This is a genomic window from Fundicoccus ignavus (genome assembly GCF_009659375.1).
GTDB classification, from domain to species: domain Bacteria; phylum Bacillota; class Bacilli; order Lactobacillales; family Aerococcaceae; genus Fundicoccus; species Fundicoccus ignavus.
The window spans coordinates 91,548-114,630 of the sequence record NZ_WJQT01000004.1 but is presented as its reverse complement, the minus strand read 5'-3'; the positions used below and the strand labels follow the sequence as shown (position 1 = coordinate 114,630).

At 40.4% G+C, this 23,083-nt stretch carries 19 protein-coding genes; all 19 read right to left on the bottom strand.

The annotated features are described in order from the left end of the window. Position 1 precedes the first annotated feature (1 nt). Positions 2 to 388: a biotin/lipoyl-containing protein gene (locus tag GF867_RS04655; protein WP_153831951.1), complete on the bottom strand. Its 387-nt coding sequence runs from the start codon at positions 386 to 388 to the stop codon at positions 2 to 4. Between the two features lie 16 nt (positions 389 to 404). After that, positions 405 to 701 carry an OadG family protein gene (locus GF867_RS04650; RefSeq protein WP_153831950.1) on the bottom strand — a complete coding sequence of 99 codons (297 nt, stop codon included), beginning with the start codon at positions 699 to 701 and terminating at the stop codon, positions 405 to 407. Between the two features lie 27 nt (positions 702 to 728). After that, entirely contained in the window at positions 729 to 2,114 is a 1,386-nt protein-coding gene (locus GF867_RS04645) for an oxaloacetate decarboxylase subunit alpha (protein ID WP_153831949.1), read from the bottom strand. A gap of 671 nt (positions 2,115 to 2,785) precedes the next feature. Beyond that, entirely contained in the window at positions 2,786 to 3,445 is a 660-nt protein-coding gene (locus GF867_RS04640) for a redox-sensing transcriptional repressor Rex (RefSeq protein WP_153832013.1), read from the bottom strand. A gap of 315 nt (positions 3,446 to 3,760) precedes the next feature. Further along, positions 3,761 to 4,639, bottom strand: coding sequence for an MBL fold metallo-hydrolase (locus GF867_RS04635; protein ID WP_153832012.1), 879 nt, complete (start codon positions 4,637 to 4,639; stop codon positions 3,761 to 3,763). Positions 4,640 to 5,303: 664 nt separating this feature from the next. After that, the gene (locus GF867_RS04630) at positions 5,304 to 6,638 is read right to left on the bottom strand and encodes a GntP family permease (protein WP_153831948.1); all 1,335 of its coding nucleotides are present in this window, start codon (positions 6,636 to 6,638) and stop codon (positions 5,304 to 5,306) included. Between the two features lie 203 nt (positions 6,639 to 6,841). Continuing rightward, positions 6,842 to 7,621, bottom strand: coding sequence for an enoyl-CoA hydratase-related protein (locus tag GF867_RS04625; RefSeq protein WP_153831947.1), 780 nt, complete (start codon positions 7,619 to 7,621; stop codon positions 6,842 to 6,844). A 21-nt stretch (positions 7,622 to 7,642) separates the two neighbouring features. Further along, positions 7,643 to 8,491, bottom strand: coding sequence for a 3-hydroxybutyryl-CoA dehydrogenase (locus tag GF867_RS04620; RefSeq protein WP_153831946.1), 849 nt, complete (start codon positions 8,489 to 8,491; stop codon positions 7,643 to 7,645). Positions 8,492 to 8,562: 71 nt separating this feature from the next. Continuing rightward, complete coding sequence (locus GF867_RS04615) at positions 8,563 to 9,687, bottom strand: acyl-CoA dehydrogenase family protein (RefSeq protein WP_153831945.1); 1,125 nt, start codon at positions 9,685 to 9,687, stop codon at positions 8,563 to 8,565. A gap of 89 nt (positions 9,688 to 9,776) precedes the next feature. Continuing rightward, positions 9,777 to 10,955, bottom strand: a complete 1,179-nt coding sequence (locus GF867_RS04610) for an acetyl-CoA C-acetyltransferase (protein ID WP_366927749.1) — start codon at positions 10,953 to 10,955, stop codon at positions 9,777 to 9,779. 319 nt (positions 10,956 to 11,274) lie between these two features. Continuing rightward, positions 11,275 to 12,177: a LysR family transcriptional regulator gene (locus GF867_RS04605; protein ID WP_153832011.1), complete on the bottom strand. Its 903-nt coding sequence runs from the start codon at positions 12,175 to 12,177 to the stop codon at positions 11,275 to 11,277. Between the two features lie 990 nt (positions 12,178 to 13,167). After that, entirely contained in the window at positions 13,168 to 14,373 is a 1,206-nt protein-coding gene (fadE, locus tag GF867_RS04600; protein ID WP_153831944.1) for an acyl-CoA dehydrogenase FadE, read from the bottom strand. A gap of 856 nt (positions 14,374 to 15,229) precedes the next feature. After that, positions 15,230 to 16,048 (bottom strand): carbohydrate ABC transporter permease, encoded by an 819-nt coding sequence (locus tag GF867_RS04595; protein WP_153831943.1) that lies wholly within the window; start codon positions 16,046 to 16,048, stop codon positions 15,230 to 15,232. A gap of 20 nt (positions 16,049 to 16,068) precedes the next feature. Continuing rightward, the gene (locus GF867_RS04590) at positions 16,069 to 16,947 is read right to left on the bottom strand and encodes a carbohydrate ABC transporter permease (protein WP_153831942.1); all 879 of its coding nucleotides are present in this window, start codon (positions 16,945 to 16,947) and stop codon (positions 16,069 to 16,071) included. Position 16,948: 1 nt separating this feature from the next. Beyond that, entirely contained in the window at positions 16,949 to 18,031 is a 1,083-nt protein-coding gene (locus tag GF867_RS04585) for an ABC transporter ATP-binding protein (RefSeq protein ID WP_153831941.1), read from the bottom strand. Between the two features lie 3 nt (positions 18,032 to 18,034). Beyond that, positions 18,035 to 18,805 carry a glycerophosphodiester phosphodiesterase gene (locus tag GF867_RS04580; RefSeq protein WP_153831940.1) on the bottom strand — a complete coding sequence of 257 codons (771 nt, stop codon included), beginning with the start codon at positions 18,803 to 18,805 and terminating at the stop codon, positions 18,035 to 18,037. Positions 18,806 to 19,239: 434 nt separating this feature from the next. Further along, entirely contained in the window at positions 19,240 to 20,517 is a 1,278-nt protein-coding gene (locus GF867_RS04575) for an ABC transporter substrate-binding protein (protein WP_153831939.1), read from the bottom strand. A gap of 83 nt (positions 20,518 to 20,600) precedes the next feature. Next, positions 20,601 to 21,434 carry a metallophosphoesterase family protein gene (locus tag GF867_RS04570; protein WP_153831938.1) on the bottom strand — a complete coding sequence of 278 codons (834 nt, stop codon included), beginning with the start codon at positions 21,432 to 21,434 and terminating at the stop codon, positions 20,601 to 20,603. Positions 21,435 to 21,756: 322 nt separating this feature from the next. After that, positions 21,757 to 22,515 carry a DeoR/GlpR family DNA-binding transcription regulator gene (locus GF867_RS04565; protein ID WP_153831937.1) on the bottom strand — a complete coding sequence of 253 codons (759 nt, stop codon included), beginning with the start codon at positions 22,513 to 22,515 and terminating at the stop codon, positions 21,757 to 21,759. Positions 22,516 to 23,083: the final 568 nt, after the last annotated feature.

Here is a 23,083-nt window from a genome sequence, read left to right as displayed (position 1 = left end):
CCTAAATGGTCAGTAGTAATTGGTCAGATTGAACACTTTCATTCGGGCTCACATGAATCTCGCCGACCACTCCATCTCGTGGTGCCACGATTTCATTCTCCATTTTCATTGCTTCTAAAATTATTAAGACATCCCCTTTGGACACCGATTGACCAGGTGACACGACGACTTTATAAATCGTCCCTGACATTGGTGCCTTAACTTCGGTACCAGAAGCAGACGTGGCCTGCGCTGGCTGAGTTACCGGAGTCGGCTTGGCTGCTGGGGTTGCTTGTTCTGTTGCTTGTGCTGGTGCTGGTGCTGGCGTCGTCATGTCGGTATCGGCTGGTAACTCTTTGACCGTCACGCGGTAAACCTCATTGTTAATTTCAATTTCATATTTTTTCATACTGATCATCCTCCCATTATTTAATGCGAATTGATTCATGAATTTCCAACTTTTTATTTGGCTGGTCCTGCGAAGCTAATGCCAAGGCCATCAATTCAGCGACCAATTGATGTTTTGGATTGGCCACTAACTGCGAGGCTTGAGTCGCGACTGGTGTCTGATTCTTTTGGGGAGCGGCCACTGGCGGGGTTTCTTTGCCCACCAACTTGGCTGTCCATTCGGTAATGCCCCAGAGTGCGGTTAAAACTGCAAACACAACGAGCATCGAGACGACTGTTAAGACTAAGCCGTCCATAATACTGATTGCTTCCATCGAATTTCCTCCTTCTTAGCCTATGGCTTATAGTGCATTCGAGTAGCGCGCATGAATTTTGATGACTGTTTCCGCTTGATACTTGCGCTCCAAATATTGCCGGCCCACTTGTGGGAATAAGGCATAGGTCAAAATATCCTCATCGGTTTTCGCCAGGTCGCCTAATTCAAACTTCAGACTGTCAAATTCTGCCTCTAAATGATCAGCAGGACGACTTTCCATCACAGCCGCATCGCCAATAATCGACTGCCTAATACCTGGAGCAATGGGAGCTGGAGATTTTCCGTAGTGCCCTTTCAAATAGTCTTTGATTTCATTAGGTACGACTTTATAACGCTCGCCCGTTAAAACATTGAAAACAGCCTGAGTTCCTACCATTTGGCTCAGCGGAGTAACCAGTGGTGGAAATCCCATATCTGCCCGCACCGACGGCACTTCGTTCAAGACCGCATCATATTTATCAAGCGAACCGGCTTGGCGCAATTGCGAATACAAATTCGATAACATACCACCCGGCACCTGGTAAATCAAGGCTTTAGGGTCGACAAACATCATCTTACTATCTAATGTATCGTCCACTAAATACTTATCACGAATGCCTTTAAAGTAATCTGCAATAGTTTCTAAAATATCTATGTTTAAATGAGTGTCAATCTGGAGTTCTTCAAAAGTTAAAGCCATTGATTCGGTTGGAGGTTGGCTGGTGCCTTCAGCAAAGGGAGATATGGCGGTATCAATGATATCGACGCCATGTTCAACTGCCACGAGATAAGTCATCTGAGAAATGCCACTAGTCGCATGCGTATGTAGGTTAAGGGGAACATCAATCACCGCCTTGATCGCAGGGATTAATTGACGAGCAACAGCAGGTGTTAGAATCCCTGCCATATCTTTAATACAAATGGAATCAGCACCCATCGCCAAATATTGCTTGGCCAAGTCTGTATAATAATCGATCGTATGCACATCACTAATCGTATAACAAATCGCCAATTGAGCATGAGCTTGGTATTTGTGGACAGCTTTGAGCGAGGCCTCCAAATTACGAGGGTCATTCAAGGCATCAAATATCCGGAAAATATCAATGCCGTTTTCAACAGCTTTTTCGACAAACTTATCAACAATATCATCAGCATAATGTCGATAGCCAATTAAGTTTTGTCCGCGCAACAACATCATCAGTTTGGTATTCGGCGTCCGCTTGCGTATCTCTCGTAGCCTTTCCCAGGGATCCTCATCTAAGAAACGAATGGCGGCGTCATAAGTCGCCCCACCCCAGCATTCAAGGGCATAATATCCTGCTTGATCCATTGTCTCCACAATGGGAAGCATATCGGCCGTTGACATGCGAGTGGCCATCAAGCTCTGATGCGCATCCCGTAACACCGTTTCATTGAACAGTACACTTGTCATAAAATCCACCTCTCCTTTTTCTTTTGTTCACCTTCTATTATAAGCTAAATCGACCGCTTTTTGTAATCGTTTACACTGTTGTTTTTAGGGAATTTTGATAATTCTTTTGATGATTCATGGTAACATGGCTATAAATTGAGATTTTGGTGATTATCGACGCTAATCAGGAGGATATTAGTTGGCCGCGTGGTCCGATTGACTAGCTATCGGGCCGACTCTCAGGGGACACTTGGTCCGTTGGACCTTTCATAGGGCCAACTATACCCAGACACCACGACCGATAGACCCCAATCGCGTCAACTATACAGGGACACCACGACCGATCGCGCGACCCCAATCAGACACTTAGATCAATCAAGACAATTCCAGCCTCACAAGACCCACTCCCACCCCCCGCCGCACTGTTTGCTCCAACTGTGCGGTAAGCCAGAAAGCAAGAATTCCGACGCGACAAGCTTTTCCAAAAGAGGCTCGCCGCTCAGTACGCCCCAGCCCACCCCGGCTAACATCCACCCCCGCAGGGGCTATAGTTTGGTCCTCGGTTAGATAACCCGGCGGGGCTGTTGTGACTGACGCCCCAATGACCCAATCACTCTCATGCACCAAAAAACAGGCCGCTCGTTGAACGAGGACCTGTTTCGCTTTATCTTTGTGATGCCTATTTTACTTCATTAATTGAATTCTGATTCTAAGTCGTCGCCATCATCCATGTTGCTGTCGATGAAGTAGATTAAAGTTTGTAATTCGTTCGTTAAGTCAACGTTTTGAACGCGTACATGTTTCGGTACATCGTAACGTAACGGCGTAAAGTTCAGGATTCCTTTAATACCAGAATTCACTAGACGGTCCACAATTTCACTGGCTGAAGCTTGTGGTACCGTTAGTATCACGATTTCAATCGCTTGTTGTTGAATTTGCTCCTCTAAATCATCCAAGTGATACACCGGCACACCTGATTGAATTGTTCCGACGATATCGGGATTAATATCAAACCCCGCTCCAATCCGGACGTTATTATTTTTACGGAAGTTGTAGTTTAACAAAGCATTTCCTAAATGTCCTACCCCAACCAGTGCCACAGACGTTAAACGATCTTGGTTCAACGTTTTGCTGAAAAAGTCTAACAAATAGTCAACATCATAACCATATCCACGCTTACCTAAAGCGCCAAAGTATGAAAAGTCACGACGAATCGTTGCACTATCCACCTTTACAGCATCACTTAGCTCAGTAGACGAAATACGTTTTTTACCCGCATTATGTAAAAATCTTAAATAACGATGGTAAATTGGCAGTCGTTTAGCCGTTGCTCTTGGTATATCTTTATGCATATAAATTCCTTCTTTCACAAATTAACTCATTCTGATTAATTTCATATAAGCTCTAAATGATTATAACATCATTTCACAATCATAGCTATTATTTTAACCGTAACAAGTTTATTTGTCTAGCTTTTAAAGTAGTTTAAATTTTAAACACTTCACAAAATATGACTCCGATAAGTTTTCAATAAATTTGACATTTTCATCAAGGTGTCTTGATAGTTTGCTCACCAATATACTCATCCGTACATTAAGATGTTTATTAACAATTGAATTCATTGAATCATATTTGGCCTAGTGATTGAATTTCACATGCATAAGACATTAGGCGAAAGGTAGGCGCTTGTCCTGAGTGTCGCTCCATGTCGTCAGCGGCTCAACCTCGCGGTCCAGGTGGTAAACAATCTCACTGCCGGTTTCGTCATACTGCAGCACCGCATAAAACGGATCGTGGTAGAAAAAGAATTTCCACTGCTTCGCGAAAGCTTGCGGCAACCATTCCTGTTTCGCCGCCACTGACTCCATCGGATAATCGTCCACCGCGCCGACCCACAACGGATTCTTGTGCGCGTGTGTCAACATCAAGTCCGACATATGCAGCATCGTGTCGTCCGCTTGATCCAATTTCACAATTGCCATCCCACGCGAATGACCTCCCGCATGAATCATCGTCAAACCTGGCGCTACCTGTAATTTCCGTTCAAATGTCACCACTTGATCTTGAATTGCTTCCCAGTTTTCCTTCAAATAAGTGCCCTTCGTGCGATCATTCGGTTCACGCACTTCTTGCCACTCAATACCCGTCATGTAAATCGTCGCATTTGGGAAAGTCGACACCAACTCGCCTGTTTCAGTCTTGCGCGTCAAACCACCCGCATGATCATTGTGCATGTGCGTCATCAACAATACATCAATATCTTCAGGTGTTAACTCTAGTTCCGCCAAAGACTCGACCAGACGGCTCTCACTATGTACACCCAAATTGCGACGTTGCTTCTCAGACAATTTATCGGTGCCTAAACCTGCGTCAATTAAATAATTCTTCCCTTGATACTGAATCAATATCGGCGCCAACACCTCTGGAATTTGATTCGCTTCATTGACTGGAAAGAAACGCTGCCACACCGCTTTTGGTACTGGACCAAACAATGTCCCACCATCTTGCAATTTATAGCGCATTCCCTCCAACCACGTCAATGTCATCTCATGAAATTTATATTGTAACACTTGCAAAAACCCCTTTCTTTCTCTCTCATTATATCATTATATCATTTTACTAATCATCAAACCCGCAGCACGGTTCAATACAGGCTACTTAGAAACTACCTTGTTCGACCCAATAACACTCAAACTCAGGTAAGCTTGAAACATGGGGCCATCATCAAAGCACAAACCTCACGATTATCAATAGAGCTTTGAAAGCGACCACCACCTTGGAAAAACAATCAATTGAGAGAAGTATAAAGCTCAATCAATCATCACCAAGCTAAACTCTCAAGCTATTAAGAAAACCTCGGACAAGTCCAAGGTTTATAAATTCTGTTTAGCAGTATAATTTGATTATATCGTTTTACTTTCATTGGAATATTTAACGTAGATCAGCTAATTGTTTTCCATAGCGGTACAAAGGGCAATCCCTCGCTACTAATAGAATCGCTTGGTGTGACTTTGAGCGCAGCGAATTAGACACACCCTAGCCGATTGAGCTGGAAAAGCACGAACGTAAGTGAGGCTTTGACAGCGAACTCCGCCTTGGAAAACAATCAGCTGAACGTAGTATAAAGCTTGATAAATCATCATAAAACTTATAAAACCTTATACTATAAGGAAAGCAGACGGAAGCTATTGCCCCGTCTGCCCATAAGTTTTAATAGAACATTGCACCTGAAAGGATGATGACTACCGCTGAGATAATTGCACCTATTGTGACAACTGTGAATAAGTCTTTGAAACCATTCTTGTAGTTTAATTTAGTTAACGTTAAGAATGTAATCACTGCTCCACCGTGAGGAACGTCAGTTAAGATGTTAGCAGCAACTGATGCAAGACGGTGAACCATTTCTGGATGCATACCAGCGTCTACGAAGTATTGACCGTAAGTTGGTAAGACAATTCCTAAAGCACCTGAAGTTGAACCCGTAATACCTGACATAGCAGCAGTTAAAACAGTTAATTGAACTTCTGGTCCTCCTGGAATGCCTAATAACATTTCAGAGAACAATGCAAAACCTGGTGCAGCCATTACCACAGCACCGAATGCTACTGCTGAAGAAGTCGAGAATAACGGTCCAATCGAACCTTGAGCACCAACACTTAAAGCTTGCATTGTGTTAGGAATGAACGAACGGAATAAAACAATCGCTAATAAAATCCCTACGATTAAAGCGAAATAAATAACATTTGTTTTCCAGAATTCATTACCGAAAACTGAACCAACAATAGCGATTGTAACTAAAACCGCTAAAGGAAGAATTGAAGCACCGAAAGAAGGCAATTCGCGATCTTCTAATATAATTTCTTCATCTTTCGTGTGCGTCGCGTAAGTTTCACCTTTGGCAATCGAACGGTTTAACGCAAACTTCATGTACCATAGACCCCATACCGTACAAGCAATCGCTCCTAAAATTGAAGGAATTGCAGCCGCAGTTAATGAAGTACCTAAATATTGAATCGGAATAACGTTTTGAATAGCAGGCGTACCTGGTAACATCGTCATCGTGATTGTCGCAATCCCTAACCATACTGGCGTTTGGATTAAACTCCATGAAATATCCAATTTCTTGAATAAGTCTCGCGCTAAAGGAATAATCGCGAACATCGCCACGAATAAACTAATACCACCATACGTTAAAATTGCCGCAATCATGAAAATTGCTACCATTACACGGTAAGGATTGTCATGACCCATCTTCGCCAAGATATAGTCTGCAATGGCAACAGTCGCACCACTAGACTTCATCAACTCAGCCAAAACTGAACCTAACAAGAATACCGCAAAGTAACTCATAACATAGTTACCCAAAGCACCCATGAACTGTAACTTCTCAGTACCCAATAAAGTCGAAATTGGGTCCATTTGGTTGAACACAATGACGAACAACGTCGCCAACGGCGCAGCCAGAATAATATTCATTTCCTTTACAGCCAAGAAAATAATCATAAAAATCCCGACTAAAACACCTAAAGATCCTAATAATTCCATCTCTTCACCTCAAATTATATACTAAAAACTTTATCAAAATATGTTCCAACAACACTTGTGAAAACTGGTAACCCTTCCATTTTCACAAAAAGAATGTCTCTACTTCAAATTAGAAGTTCACTCTTAGTGAACTTAAAAATGAGCAAAAAAATAGCTGTGACAAGGGGAATTGTCCGAATGCCACAGCAAAAAGTGTGTGATGATTATTCAAAAGTTGGCGCTGACTTCTCGATGAAAGCAGTCATGCCGATTTTTTGGTTTGGATGTGCGAATTGCTCTCCGAATAATTTAGCTTCTAAAGCTAAAGCATCTGCTAGAGGTAATTCGATTCCTTGATCAATTGCTTGTTTAGATGCAATAACTGAGTTAGGTGCTTGCTTCATAATCGCATTGACCATTTTCTCAACCGCTGCTTCTAATTCTTCTACTTCAACTACTTGGTTCAATAGACCCATGTTTAAAGCTTCATCCGCTTTAACAATACGAGCTGTGTAGATTAATTCTTTTGCTTTTGCGATTCCAACGATACGGCTTAAACGTTGTGTTCCACCGAAACCTGGAATGATGCCTAAACCAACTTCTGGTTGGCCTAAACGTGCAGTTGTTGATCCGATACGGATATCAGCAGCAAGGGCTAATTCTGAACCGCCACCTAATGCAAAACCATTAACTGCCGCGATTGACGGGATGTCTAAGTTTGCTATTTTGGAGAAGGTATCGTTTCCTGCTTTAGAGAAAGCTTCACCTTCTGCTGGTGATAATTCTGACATTTCTTTAATGTTCGCACCTGCAACAAATGCTTTGTCGCCCGCTCCTTTAATCACTAGAACGCGTGCTGATTTGTCAGCTGCAACAACGTCGACCGCTGCCGAGATGTCTGCTAATACTGCTGAGCTTAAAGCGTTTAATGCTTTTGGTTGGTTGATCGTTAATGTCGCAACGCCTGCGTTAACGTCTAATAAGACTGTTTCAAATTCTGCCATTTTATGCGTCTCCTTTTCAGACTAATACTCGAAGAAACCTTGACCTGTTTTGCGTCCTAAGTGACCTGCTTCAACTTTTTTCTTCAATAGTTGAGCTGGACGGTATTTAGAGTCGCTGTAGCCTTCATAAAGTACGTTCATGATTGCTAATACTGTATCTAAACCAATTAAGTCCGCTAATGCTAAAGGTCCCATTGGATGGTTCGCGCCAGCTTTCATTGCTTCATCAATTTCAGCTGCTGTAGAGATACCTTCGTTTAACACGATAATTGCTTCGTTAATCATTGGAATTAAGATACGGTTTACGACGAAACCAGGTGCATCTTTAACTTCAACCAATGTTTTGTTTAAGCTTTCGCCAACTTCGTGCATTGCTGCTACAGTTGCTTCATCCGTTGTTAAACCAATGTTGATTTCGATTAGTTTCATTACTGGAACTGGGTTGAAGAAGTGTAAACCTACCACTTGGTTTGGACGGTTTGTTGCTGCTGCAATCTCAGTAATTGATAATGATGATGTGTTAGACGCTAAGATAGCGTGTGCTGGTGTGATTTCATCTAATTGTTTGAAGATGTTTAATTTGATGTCACGACGTTCTGTCGCAGCTTCAATCACTAAGTCTACATCTTTAGCATCTGCATAGTCTACAGATGTTACGATGCGTGCAACTGTTGCTTCAGCGTCTGCTGCAGCTAAGCGACCTTTTTCTACTGAACGGTCTAATTGTTTCGAGATTTTCGCTACTGCGCCATCTACGAATTCTTGTTTAATGTCGTTTAAAATGACTGAGTAACCAGCTTGTGCAAGTACTTGGGCAATACCGCTTCCCATTTGTCCTGAGCCGATAACCATTACTTTATTAATACTCAATGTGTTCACTCCTATAATTTCGTCCAAAGGATCTAAGTCCTTCAATTGTTTTAAATTCGGTTGAGATTAACTCAACGCTTCGTCAGCCAAGGTTTAGCAATCAGTTTTTTCTGCGAGTGAGAGGAACCACCGTAAATTGCGGTTACTTTGGCATCACGAGCAAAACGCTCAATATCGTTATTGCGCATGTAGCCATAACCGCCCGTTACTTGAATGATGGTTTCCGTTACTTCAATCGCATTGTCTGAGGCTACCAATTTAGCCATCGCTGCTTGGATAGGATCATCCATATGATGTTGCATCACATATCTCAGCATCGTGCTGGTCGCAAATGCTTTAGATTTCACTTCAGCTAAAGCGATTTGTGTGTTGTCAATATCAATTAAGCGCTTTCCGAAGTTACGTTCTAAGCTTGCGTAGTGCAAGCCTTTATCTAGCGAGCCTTCCGCAAGCCCTAGAGCTTGCATGGCAATCGCTATTTTCATTTTTGTAAAAATTGTTTCAACTTGTTCTTTTCCTGCTAACAAGCCGCCGAGTACGGCATCTTTGTTGACTTCCACATTATTTAAGTAAACCGGCGCTACAGGTAGTGCACGGATACCCATTTTATCGCTTGCTTCACCAACGGTCACGCCCGCCTGATCTGCTTCCACGATGAAAATGCCAATGCCTTCATCTCCATTTATTTTTCGAGTTTTGGCTACGACAAAGAACAAGCCAGCAACGGGTGAGTTGGATACCGTTTCTTTTTCGGCGTTAATCCGCCATCCTGTTTCTGTTTCGATCGCTGTCGATTGCATCAAATCTAGATTTCCTTCGTCTTGTGCTTCATGAAGTGCGAAGGCGCCTAATAATTCACCGGAAACGAGTTTTTCTAAGTAAGCGTCTTTTTGTCGTTTCGTCCCATAACGTTGCAACGGCCAAATCGCATACGTTCCTTGAGTTAGCAAAATACTAGCCATCGCCGCAAATTCATGTGACACAATGCGAATGATTTCCATAAATGCTTGCAAGCTTTCGCTCTGTTCGTCCTCTTCATCTAAAAGTAAACGGAAAATGTCCAGTTCTAGGAAATCTTCTAGCAGTACTTGAGGGAAGCTTTCCGTACTATCATATTCTTTTGAAACATTAGCAAGTTGCTGATGAGTATAGTCCGAAATTTTCTGCAAAAGCGTTTCATAGTTATTCTGAATCATTTTCTGTTTCCTTTCTGAAGAGCATTGATTGTGTATTTATTATAAGTCGTTTTTGTATTGTATTGCGTATGGAATAATCTTGTAATTGATTAGCGTTTAACGATTAGTGAGACACCTTGTCCGCCACCAATACATAAAGTAGCTAAACCAGTTTTCGAATCGCGTTTAAGCATTTCGTGAATTAATGTTACTGCAACACGTGCGCCTGAAGCACCAATTGGGTGACCTAAAGCAATTGCGCCACCGTTTACGTTAACGATGTCAGTGTTTAAGCCTAATTCAGTAATAACTGATAGTGCTTGGGCTGCAAAAGCTTCGTTTGCTTCAACTAATTCTAAATCATCCACTGTCATGCCTGCTTTAGCAAGCGCTTTTTTAGTTGATGGGATTGGACCTGTACCCATGATATTAGGATCAACACCACTACTTGCGTAAGATGCGATTGTTACAAGAGGTGTCATACCTAATGCTTCTGCTTTTTCTTTAGACATTAAGACAAGGATCGCTGCGCCATCGTTGATTCCTGAAGCGTTACCTGAAGTTACCGTTCCATCTTTCTTGAAAGCTGGACGTAATTTAGCTAATGTTTCAGTTGTCGTACCAAAGCGTGGGAACTCGTCAGTATCAAACATAACAGGTTCACCGCGACGTTGTGGTACAGGAATTGGAACGATTTCTTCTTTAAAACGTCCACCTTTTACAGCTGCTTCAGCTTTTTGTTGGCTGCCTGCTGCTAATTCATCTTGTTGCTCACGCGTGAAGCCGAATTTTTCAGCAATATTTTCTGCTGTAATTCCCATATGAATACCTGAAAATGCATCAGTTAATCCATCTTTTAACATTGTGTCAACCATTTCAGTGTTACCCATGCGCGCGCCCCAACGTGCGTCATTGACAACAAATGGTGAACGGCTCATGTTCTCAGTTCCCCCTACAACAACAACTTCGTTGTCGCCAGCAAGAATTGATTGAGCTCCTAACATAATTGTTTTAAGACCAGATCCACATACTTTATTGATTGTTAAAGCTGGTGTTGATTGTGGTAAACCTGAGTTTAACGCAATTTGTCTTGCAACGTTTTGTCCTAAGCCTGCGCTTAAAACGTTCCCCAAAATAACTTCGTTAACTTCTTTAGGATCTAAGTTAATGTCTTTTAATGTTTCTGTCAGTACAGTTGTAGCCAAATCAACTGCTGACACCCCTTTTAATGACCCACCAAAACTACCTAGTGGTGATCTACGTGCTGCTACAATGACAACTTCTGTCACATTAATTCCTCCAATTCAATGTTTTGCAATATTTGCGAAGCGTTTACATGATATATAATAAGGCAACTGCTTGTGAAATTAAAATATCGGAAACTGAAAGAATACATAAGCTTAGCTAATAGACCGCCTGGAACACCTGTTTAATAGGATTGTTCTCGGTTACACAAGGGTTTTCAACCCATTATATTAAAAAGATTTCATTTTTCTGATTGACTTTTGTATGCATTCTCATGTTTAGGCTTGAAATTTGCGGTGATTTAGAGCGGATATTTCCCCATATGCAAAACAAAGCCAACTCTAAAGAGTTAGCTTCGTTATTTTAATTAACAGGTTCGTAGAAATAGCTCAAGATACGTTCGTAAACTTCTGTTTCCATGGCACCATATTTTCGGTTGTGTGCACGCACTAAGGTAAAGTTAAAGGGTACATAATCTCTGAAAGGAATCACTTTAAATTTATTCTTGTCCGTATATTGATCGACTGGGCGCGGTAAAATTGTCACCACTTCGTTGCCGTGCGTCGATTCAATTAAATAGTCCCATGAGTCTGATGTGTAGACAATGTGCGCATTCTCAGCTGCCTTGTGAATTTTCTCTGAGATTAGTTGGTAAGTCGTGAAGGTTTTACTGAAGGTTGCCAATTGGTAGCCATTCAAATCCCTCCACTCTAATTCATTTTTCTTCGCTAATGGATGGTTGATGTCCATAAAGGCAGCCATCTCATCGACTTGAATTACATGTTGTTCGTAGGTTTTAAAGTCTAAGTTAGTTGGTTCAATGACGATCGCATAATCGATATCATCATTTAATAGTAAGGCTCTCAAGTCCTGACTTCCGGCTTCCGTTACCTCTAATGAGATATCTGGATGCTCAATTTGGAAGGTTGGGAAAAAGTTCGAAAAGTAAACACGCAAAATAAGCGATGGCAAGCCGATACGGATTGTCCCCTTTTGTTTAGAGGATTCACGCAAAATAACTTCTTGCATCTCATCTGCTTTCGTTACAATATCTTGGGCATAGCGGAAAATTCTTTCCCCACTCTCAGTTAGTCCATCGAGGCGGCCATTGCGTCGATTAAACAACAATATCTCTTCATCGTTTTCAAAGTTTGTTACAAATTGGCTTAAAGCCGATTGGCTAATATGAATTTTCTTCGCGGCTAACGATAGGTTACAGCCACACTCAACAATGTTGATGAGGTAATTCATTTGGGTAATGTCCATTGGCATGGTTTGTTGACTCCTCTCATGTCATGAATATATATTTAAAAAGTTTCAGATGTGTGCTTCTATATTCATTAAGCGCAACTTATACATGAAAATTATACTACATTTTTTGTAAGGAGTCAGTTTTTTATTGCTTTTTTTAGAGAAATTTGTGAAATTTTCTGGGGGTTTATGGGTGATGGTCGTCTTTAGGTATATTGGAGCGAGTTTGTGAAATTAACCACTTTCATTTTTAATGGTGGAATTAGTTGCGGTGATGAATCGTGCTCGAGTTTTTCTAACTGAGACATGATTCAAAGCGAATCGTGCTCCACTTTTTCTAACTGAGACATGATTCAAAGCGAATCGTGCTTCACTTTTTCTAACTGAGACATGATCACCTGCGAATCGTGCTTCACTTTTTCTAACTGAGACATGATTCAAAGCGAATCGTGCTCCACTTTTTCTAACTGAGACATGATCACCTGCGAATCGTGCTTCACTTTTTCTAACTGGAACACGATGACCTGCGAATCGTGCTTCACTTTTATAAACTGAGACATGACTACACCAGTAAGCTGTTTTCCTGCAAGTTCCTTCCTGTCAACAATAATCAAAGCACGCAAGAAAACCAAGACGGTGTCGTGTCCCACGGTCCACGACGATTATATTAGAACCACATGACGTTTAAATCGTGTCGGCCTGTCGGCCGGCACTCCTTTTGCTCTTCGAATTAATTGAAGCAACAGAGATAATCAAGATACCTCACAACGTACCAGATAAATTTATTACAGTTAACAAGCAAGCTTGGCATTTGTATGAGACTTTTTTAGGTTGCTTAATTTTTTCTCCTACCATATGTCAAATCTCTTAATTACACATCTAGCGCAGCTTGCTCTGGTTTTGAGCGCAGCACAAAGCAAACCTAAACTTATAATCAACTATAAGTACACAAAAAACCGCAGATATTTCTATCCACGGTTTCTTGTGTTGTATATATTAAATATCTTAAACGAAAGCGCCTAAGCCAGTGATGTCACGACCTACGATTAAAGCGTTAACTTCGTGAGTTCCTTCGTAAGTGTAGATTGCTTCTGCATCTGCGAAGAAGCGAGCTACGTCTGTTTCTAAAGTAATACCGTTTCCGCCGACTACTTCACGTGCTAGTGCTACAGTTTCACGCATTCTTAGTGAGTTGTGCATTTTCGCTAATGAAGAGTTCGTCATTAATTCGCGGCCTTCTTCTTGTAATTGAGCAACACGTACTGAGTAACCTAAAGTTGCTACAGCGTTTGCTTGCATACGAGATAATTTCTCTTGAACTAATTGGAATTTAGCGATTGGACGACCAAATTGCTCACGTTCTTTAGTGTAGTTCAATGCTGCAACGAATGCACCGTTAGTGATACCCATTGCGATATGCGCAACGTCAGTACGAGTGTAAACTAAGATTCTTGCAACGTCTTTAAAGCCGTTGATGTTTTCTAAGCGGTCTGCTTCTGGTACTTCAACGTTTTCTAATGTGATGTGGCCGTTACGGATCGCACGTAAGGATGCTTTATGTGGGATTGGTTCTGCATGGTATCCTGGTGCACCTTTACGAACGATGAAACATTTTACTTTGTTGTCTTCAACGTCACGTGCAAAGATTGGGATGATGTCAGCTGTATCTGAGCCACCGATCCAACGTTTTGCTCCGTTTAATACCCAAGTGTCGCCTTTACGTTCAGCTGTTGTTGATAAGCCTCCAGCGATATCTGAGCCTGAATCTGGTTCAGTTAGGCCGAAACATGTTTGCCATTCAAACGACGCAATTTTTGGAGCAAATTCTTCGATTTGACGTTCGTTACCACCTAATAAGATAGTGTTGTAACCTAAACCACCGTGTACTGTATAGAAAGTAGCAATAGATGCATCTGCACGAGCTAATTCTAAGTATAGGAAAGCAGTATAGATTTCGCTTGGTTTGCGTTCGCCTTCACGACCAACGTATAATTTAGGACTGTTCATGATTCCTACTTCAGCAAGTTTGTAGAAAGCTTCGAATGGGAAGTCAGCTTTTTCCCAGTATTCGTTGATTACTGGTTTGATTTCTGCTTCGATCACTTTACGTGCTGCTGCTAATACTTCTACTTCACCATCAGATAATAACTCTGCATAGTTAAATAAATCTTCTGGGTATAATTCTTTGATCATTTCTGCTTTTGTTGACATAATTTAATAAGCTCCTTTAAATTTAATGGCTAGACTACCTCCACGTACTTCCACTTACGTTTAGAAAAGTATTTTGGCTGATTCCTTTCCCAAAATAAGCCCCCCACACGCTTTGACCTCTACCTACAATTGCAAAACTTGTTTGATAAACGCTTACAAACATATTGTAGTCGGATTGATTCGGGAATTCTACTTAATGAAACTTAAGAACCACATAAGTGCGACTTATAGTTATTTGAGAGATTCACTACTCGACGAACGGTCGAATTACTATATTATCAAGCTTTGAGTGAAAGTTGACCTGAGCACCCTATCAACAAACCTATGTTTACAAGTTATTCTTTCATTAGTTTTCATAATAGGTAGGATTGCTATTCAGAAAATTAGTGGAAAAATATAATGAATGTTTCGCGACGAATATATAAGGAGCACGGTCTTACCGATATTAATAGTGGCGCCGAGCGCCACTCCTTTATCTTTTCAAGAACTTTTACAAGCCGCTAACTAAAACCTAACCCCATTTCTTCCACAATCAGTCATTCCCCCAAAAATCCGAAGCTCACCGCATCTGTTTGCCTATAGCGGTACAAAGGGAAATTGGCGCAGCTTGCTCTGACTATGAGCAAAGCGAAGTAGACAGAGCCTAGCCAATTGAGCTGGAAAAGACAGAGTGACAACGAAGGCTTTGGAAGCGATCAACGCCATGGCAAATTAACACGGTGAGCGCAACCATCCAAACACGCGGTGAGCGCAGCTTCCACTAATCCCATTAAAGCAACAAGAAAAAGCCTATTGATGAATAAAACTCATCATCAATAGACTGCTTAATTAGTTTAGATTAGATTAGTATTACAGGCTATTTCCCACCTATATAAGTAAAAGCTTTAACAATATGGCGGTGAGCGAGTAAATAGACAATCATTATTGGGATAACTAAGCTCATATTCCCCGCCATCAAAATATGAAAGTTAGTTCCAGCTTCTTGGTTAATCATGGCAGCAATCCCGACCGGTAACGTACGGGCATTATCTGTTGTCGTCAAAACGAGTGGCCAGAAATACTCATTCCAAGTTCCGATAAACGTTAATAAAGCTAACGTTACAATGGTTGGTCGAGCCATAGGCAACATTATTTTACGGACAATGGTTAACTCACTTGCTTGATCGAGCTTAGCAGCTTCAATCAGCTCGTTAGGGATACTTTTGAAGTTTTGACGTAACATAAAAATTCCAAAAGCACTGGTTGCAAACGGCAAGATTAAACTAGGCAAAGTGTTAATAATTTCCCATCTAGAGAACATAACAAAGATAGGTAAAAATGTTAATTGTGCCGGCACCATCATCGTTACCATTACAACAAGAAATGCGATTCTTTTGCCTGCAAAATTATAACGCGCAAAAGCGTAAGCAGCCAATACCACATTCAGTAACTGAAGGACCATTGTGGAGACGGTTACGATAACAGAGTTCTTCAAATAATGGAAGAAATTCATGGAACCAATCGCATCTGAATAGTTTGACCATTGTATTTCACTCGGAAATAGCGTAGGTGGAAATTGTAAGGTTTCGCCCAATGTCTTCAAGGATGAAGAAAGTAACCAATAAAATGGAAAGAAAAACACAGCAAAAATTAATAGGTTGATAACGAAACGCATCGTTTTTTTAGCATATACCATTTTGAGTCTACCTCCTTTTGTTATTGATAGTGAACACGTTTTGCCAACATTCTGAAGTAAACGATTGTAAACACAGCTAGTATCACTAACAAGACAACTCCAATCGCTGACGCATAACCCACCTTAAAGAATAGGGTCCCTTCTTCATGAATCGAGAAGACCAATGTTTTCGTTGAATTCAATGGCCCACCGTTGGTCATAATTTGGACCAATTCAAACACTTTAAAGGAGTTAATGATGTTGACAATTGTGATAAAAAATAAAGTGGGCGATATCATTGGGAAGGTTATTTTGCGAAAAACAGTCAATTGAGAGGCATTATCTAAACTCGCTGCTTCATAAAGATAGCGTGGGATGCCTTGTAAAGCTGAAATAAGAATCAAGGCATTGTAGCCAACCGATTTCCAGACCGAAATAATCACCAATGAAGTCTTGGCTAGATCACGATCCCCTAACCAATTCTGAGTATCCAATCCAAATAAAGTCAAAATATAGTTTAAGAACCCGTAATCTCGGTTCATGATCCATGACCACAATAACGCTACGGAGGCCATCGAAACAATATAAGGCATAAAACTAATGGATTGTAAGAAACGATTGATTTTGGTATCTTTCTGCAAGTAAACTGCCAACAACAAAGCGATTACCATACAGAATAATACATTCCAGAACACGAAGAAAAACGTATTGCCTAGAATTTGATAAAATTTGGGATTGGTAAATAATTTTTCAAAGTTAGCTAAACCGACAAATTTCATATCGGTGATCATGTTCCAGTCATGAAAACTTTGATAAATCATTCGGAAAATAGGATAAATACTGAAGACGCAAATAATCAAAATTGATGGCAGTATAAATAAATAAGGGCGCCATTTACGATTTTGTAATGTTTCTTCCATATTAATCACTCACCTTTTGGTTAACTGTTTCTCTCTTCACATCATGCACTCTTGCTTGATTTTGATCAAAATAATAAAGGTTTTTGTCACGGACTCTAATTTGAATTTCCGTATCTAATGGAATTTCTTCTTGTTGGTGCGTTTTAATATATATTTTACCGAAATAGGCTTCCGTATTATAAATAATTTCAGAACCTAACAATTCACGCGTTATGATCCGTGTTGTAAAACATAAATCATGTTCAGTTGTTTGATCGCTATCACCAAAATCATCTAACTCACCGGCAGAAGAACGAAAACCGATGTAGCTGGCATTCGCATGACGTGGCTTGAAAGATGTCAAACTTTCGATTTCGTACATATTCATCGAAGGTGATCCAATAAATTGAGCCGTGAATACATTATTAGGATTGCCGTAGATTTCTTTTGGCGCATCTTCTTGTTGTACTTTGCCATCATTCATCAGAATAATATTCGTCGCCATTGACATCGCCTCAACTTGATCATGTGTTACATAAATAAAGGTGGTATTCAAACGTTTATGCAACTCACTTAATTCAACGCGCATTTGCGAACGGAGTTTAGCGTCAAGATTTGACAAGGGTTCATCCATGAGAAACACTTTAGGTTTTTTTACCATCGCTCGTGCTAAAGCAACACGCTGTCTTTGGCCACCTGACAATTGCCCAGGTTTCTTTTTTAAGTGTTCTTTCAAACCAACAATTTCAGTAATTTCATTAATCAAGGCCGTGCGTTCAGCTTTCGGGACCTTCGTATTAATTAAACCAAATTCAATATTTTCTTTGACGGTCATGGTTGGATAAAGTGCGTAGTTCTGAAAAACCATCGCGATATCGCGTTGACCCGGCTCCACATCGTTCATCAATTTTCCATCAATGTAAACTTCACCCTTTGTTGCGGTTTCTAAACCGGCGATTAAACGTAAAGTCGTCGTTTTTCCGCAACCACTTGGCCCAATTAAAACCGTGAAACTTCCGTCTGGTATGGTCAAGTTGAGGTTATCGATGACTATTTTGTGATGATCATAAGCCTTTTGAATATTCTTTAATTCGATTGACGCCATTCTTTAAACTCCCTTCAAGGTATTCTGTGCATTTCGATAAGCAATCGAGCTCGCCAATTCATTCGAGGCTAGAATATTCACACCGATTTCAACAGCGTGTTCAACATCTGCCAAGGTATCGCAAGGCACTAACGTAAACTGTAAATCATTGGCAATATAATGATCAATTACCTCTTTCGTTGCGGTTTGAATAAATAAACCGATCACATCAATTTGATCAAAATATGCCGCTTCAGAAATAGATTCGTCGAAATACTTCATCTTATCAGTTGCGAAACTCTGGACCATCATGCCTTTTGCTTTGGCCGCTAATGTCACGCGGTAATCAAAGGTTGTTAAAAGAGTCCGATCAACCACATCAGCAGCTTCTAACATTAAGTAAGCTTCTTCAAATAATTGATGTGCTAGAGGTTGTGATTTAACTTCAACAAAATGCATGAGGTCTGGTTCGTTTTTTGTCAACGCTAAGTATTCCTCAAATAAGGGAATGTGTTCTTCTGATTCAGTTCCATCCGGATTAAGCAAACGATACTGCTTCAATTCTTCATAGGTAAAGTCAGCGACTTTGCCTGTCCCATTTGTCATGCGGTCTAGACTGTCATCATGAATCACAACAATTTTCTTATCTTTACTGTAATGTAGGTCCATCTCAATCGCGTCTACCTTCATGTCCAACGCTTTTTGAAAAGCAAGTAGCGAGTTTTCTGGATAGCGTGACATATAGCCACGGTGAGCACATACAAATAGTTTATCGCGTCTCTTTAATCGTTCCATTTTATATCTCTCCCTTTTATCATCGGTACAATGGATGCCTTTTCTGATTTAATGTTACTTATCAGAAAACCTTGGACGAGTCCAAGGACTTTGAATTTTGGTTAGCAGTTTTAACTTGATTATATTGCTTTACTTTTGTTGGACTATTTAACGTAAATCAGCTAATTGTTTTCCATAGCGGTACAAAGGGTAATCCCTCGCTACTAACATTAGTAGCTTGCTCTGACTATTAATAAAGAAAGCGAAGTAGACAGAGCCTAGCCGATTGATCTGGAAAAGCCATCACAACCGTGAGGCTTTGAAAACGACCACCGCCTTGGAAAATAATAAGTTGAGCGAAGTTCAAAGCTTGGTAAAGCAATACAAAACTTATAAAAGAAAGCCTTGTCGCCATTACGAAGACAAGGCTAACTCTAAAATTCTCTCCAGTCGACTTAACGGTTTGCTTCTAAAACTGCATTCGCTTCTTCTTGATAAAGTTCTAAAGTAGGCATAATTTCAACATCCGTTGTTAAAATTTCAGTAATCATGTCATCAATTAGTGTCACAACTTCAGCATAGCCAGGCGCATTTGGTTCAATTCCTGCGTAGTCTAATTGAGCTAATGCTGTTGCATATTGAGGTGTTTCAGTATGCAAAGCAACAACATCCGCATGCTCCGCTAAACTTTGGCGTGTTGGTAAATAACCCGTGTTAATGTGTGAGTAAGCCGCTTGATCAGGAGCCGTTAGGAAATTCATGAATAAAGCAGCTGCTTCATTTTCTTCTTCGGAATGACCTGAAATCATGGCGATATTAGCACCACCTGTTGGGACATTTCGCTCTTCAACTGCTGTTGGGATGAAGGCCGTCGCTACTTCAAAACCAACTTCTTCTGAAATTTTAATCGTATTCACTAAACTACCTGTTGATTCGAACCACATGCCTAATTGGTTGTTAGAGTATGCGGTTGTTTGATCTGTACCTGATGGATAGAAAGTGAACACACCTTCCGCTAGACCATCTCGTAAGAATTGGAATAAGCTTGCTACTTCTTCCGAAGCAAAGACAGCTTCTGTTAAATCTTCATTTAAAATCGCACCTCCACTTTGACGCATGAAAGCATCGAAATGCCATTGATTAGGTAAGATAGCAACACCGTTGTCGATACCGTTCTCTTTCAAGGCTCTAGCTGCTGTTAACATATCGTCAAATGTGTCTAATTTTGCTTCGATGCCATATTCTTCAAATAATGACGCGTTATAATACATGATAGGTGTACTTCTTAAGTAAGGTAAGCCATACTGAACCTCTTCAAAGTAGCTGTTCAATAATAAGCCAGGGTAAAAATCATCTAAATCTTCTTGAGCCATATAGTCACCAATTGGTTGTAACATACCGTTTTTTGCAAATTGAATTAACCCTAAAGAGTTAACCACTGAAACGTGGGGTGTCTCACCTGCAACAAAAGCACTTTGTAGCTTAGAATAGATATCTTCGTAGTTTCCTTGATATTCAGCGCTAACTTGGATACCATTTTCTGCTCCAACTGTTTCGTTAAATAATTCAGTTAATGCTTGGTTATTTGCTTCTACCGCATCACCGAACGCGTACCAGAATGTAATTTCAATGGGATCTTCCTGTGCCTCTGCCACTAAGTTATTCGCTGGAAGCATCAATGATAATGCACTTAACGTTGCCAAACCTGCTCTAATTAATTTACCCAGTTTCATGAAATAATCTCTCCTATTTTGTAAGTTTTTTAATTAATTTCAAAATACTACTAAATTCCGATTGGTTACTTATGACGATTGACTTACCATCTGACTGTCGTGGCCTGCAGTAAGGGTGTCCCTACGCCTAATGGTGACAAGCCAAAATACTCTAAATTCTCTCCCAACAATTGTGCTTGAACACGTGATGCTTCCGTGGAAACATCAACACTTTGGATGGACAGCGTATCGCCTTGAATATCCATCACTCGCACTGTCTCGCTATCGAGCACAGCCGCGATTTGGACAAACGTCCATTGTTGGTGATGGACAATCGAATCTGTATGCACGTGTCCGCAAACATAGATACCTTTACCCTGCTTCTGTTCAAGGATTGACCATAAATCAATGGCTGGCTCAATCGAAGAATAGTGATGATTTGACTTAGCTGTCGTATTGTAAGGTGGGTGATGTGCAATCACCACTAACGTTTTATCACCTGACTCGATCACAACTTGCTCCAACCATGCCAATTGTTCCAAGCTTAATGTCCCATCCCAACGATCAGGTCTTTGTTCACGCGCTGTTTCCAGAAAAGCAAACACAATCCCTTCCTTTTCAAATGCAACGTTTACAGTTTCATCTATTATCTTCAACACATCTTGACGCGTATGGGTATACAAATCATGATTCCCCAAAGCTAATTTAAACTTTTTTTGATGTGAATCTATTAAAGAAAAAACTTCTACAAACTCATCTTGCAAACCACAATTCGTTAAATCCCCTACTGAAACATATAGATCAGACTCAATTGCGAAAAATTTAGTTAAAAAGTGGTCAAAGAATGCATCGCGCGCCACTAACACCTCTGATTCTAATGGTCTGCTTACTCCTTGAGCACTCGGAAAATGTAAATCACCCATGACTGCTATTTTCATTAAATTTTCACCTCCTCAGCATTACACCTCATGTAATCGTTTCTTGACTACACTTAAAATTATAGTCCGCGATTGTAAATTCCCAGTAAATTCCACGTTAAGTTACTTAAATTTTTATGTAAATTTTTAGTTTATTTCTCAGTAATATCTCACATCAACATGTTATTTTTTCAATTTCTTTGTGAATTATCCACTCTTTTCTCACACGAACACTTGTAAAAGCTATATATACAACAAATAGACCTCACACAAATCAGTAAATTCGTGTGAGGTCATGCTCGTGATTTTTCTTATATTATTTATGTCATGACAATATTACTAGTTAATTTGTTTTTATAATTTGAATATTGTTTAATTCAGGATACAGGCTTTCATCGAAATAACAATCCGTTATAATCGTATCTACTTGATCCATTTTAACAATTCTATAAGTAGACCGACTCTCAAACTTTTTATGATCAACCAACACAATAATTTTATCAGCATTATCAATCATTGCCTTTTTAGTATAAGCTACCTCAGACGTTGAATGAAATAAACCATTCTTCAAATCAACGGACATTACAGCAATAAACGCTTTATTGGCATAAAACTGCTCGTAAAAAGCTTGCGTATGAATCCCCGACGTAATACTTTCATAATCGTTGTGGAGTGCGCCACCCGCAAAAATCACTCTACAATTTTTCATGTCCTTCAACTGTTCATAAATTTCGAAATCATTAATAATGACCGTCAAGTTTTTCTTTTCATGTAAGTAAGGGACCAAATGAATCGTCGTTGTACCAGAATCCAGAAAAATTGTGTCACCTTCTTCAATAAATTCCGATGCTTTAGCCGCAATTTTCTTTTTCTCATTGACGTCTGTTAATAGTCGAATATCATATTCCACTTCATTCGACTCGTATCGTTCCAATATCACAGCCCCGCGAACCCGTTTTACTAATTGATTATCCGTAAGCATTTCCACATCCCTACGAATTGTCATCTCAGATACACCCAATAACTCCGCTAATTCCGAAATTGTGGCCTTCTGATACTTTTTCAAATAAGCAATGATTTTCGCCATGCGTTGTTCTTTCAAAATACTTCACCCCATCATCTTCTTCAAAGACATCCCCTTGAATACAGCACAGACAATTTCCATAAAAGACTTGAAAGCCTAGCTCTTCCCATCAATCTAGTACTACTTATCGATATCGTAACATATGCATGGCAATTCCATTGTAAAGTTTATGTAATGATTACATAAGGAGACGCTCCACCATGTTTCACGACGATTATATCAAAGAGCACAGCCTTGTCTATATTAATCGTGGCGCCGAGCGCCACTCCTTTATCTTTTCAAGAACTTTTACAAGCCGCTAACTAAAACCTAACCCCATTTCTTCCACAATCAGTCATTCCCCCAAAAATCCAAAGCTCACCGCGCTAGTTTGCCTATAGCGGTACAAAGGGCAATTGGCGCAGCTTGCTCTGACTATGAGCAAAGCGAAGTAGACAGAGCCTAGCCAATTGAGTTGGAAAAGACAGAGTGACAACGAAGACTTTGGAAGCGACCACCGCGATGGCAAACTAACACGGCGAGCGCAACCACCCAAACACGCGAAGCTCACCGCGTTAGTTTGCCTATAGCGGTACAAAGGACAATT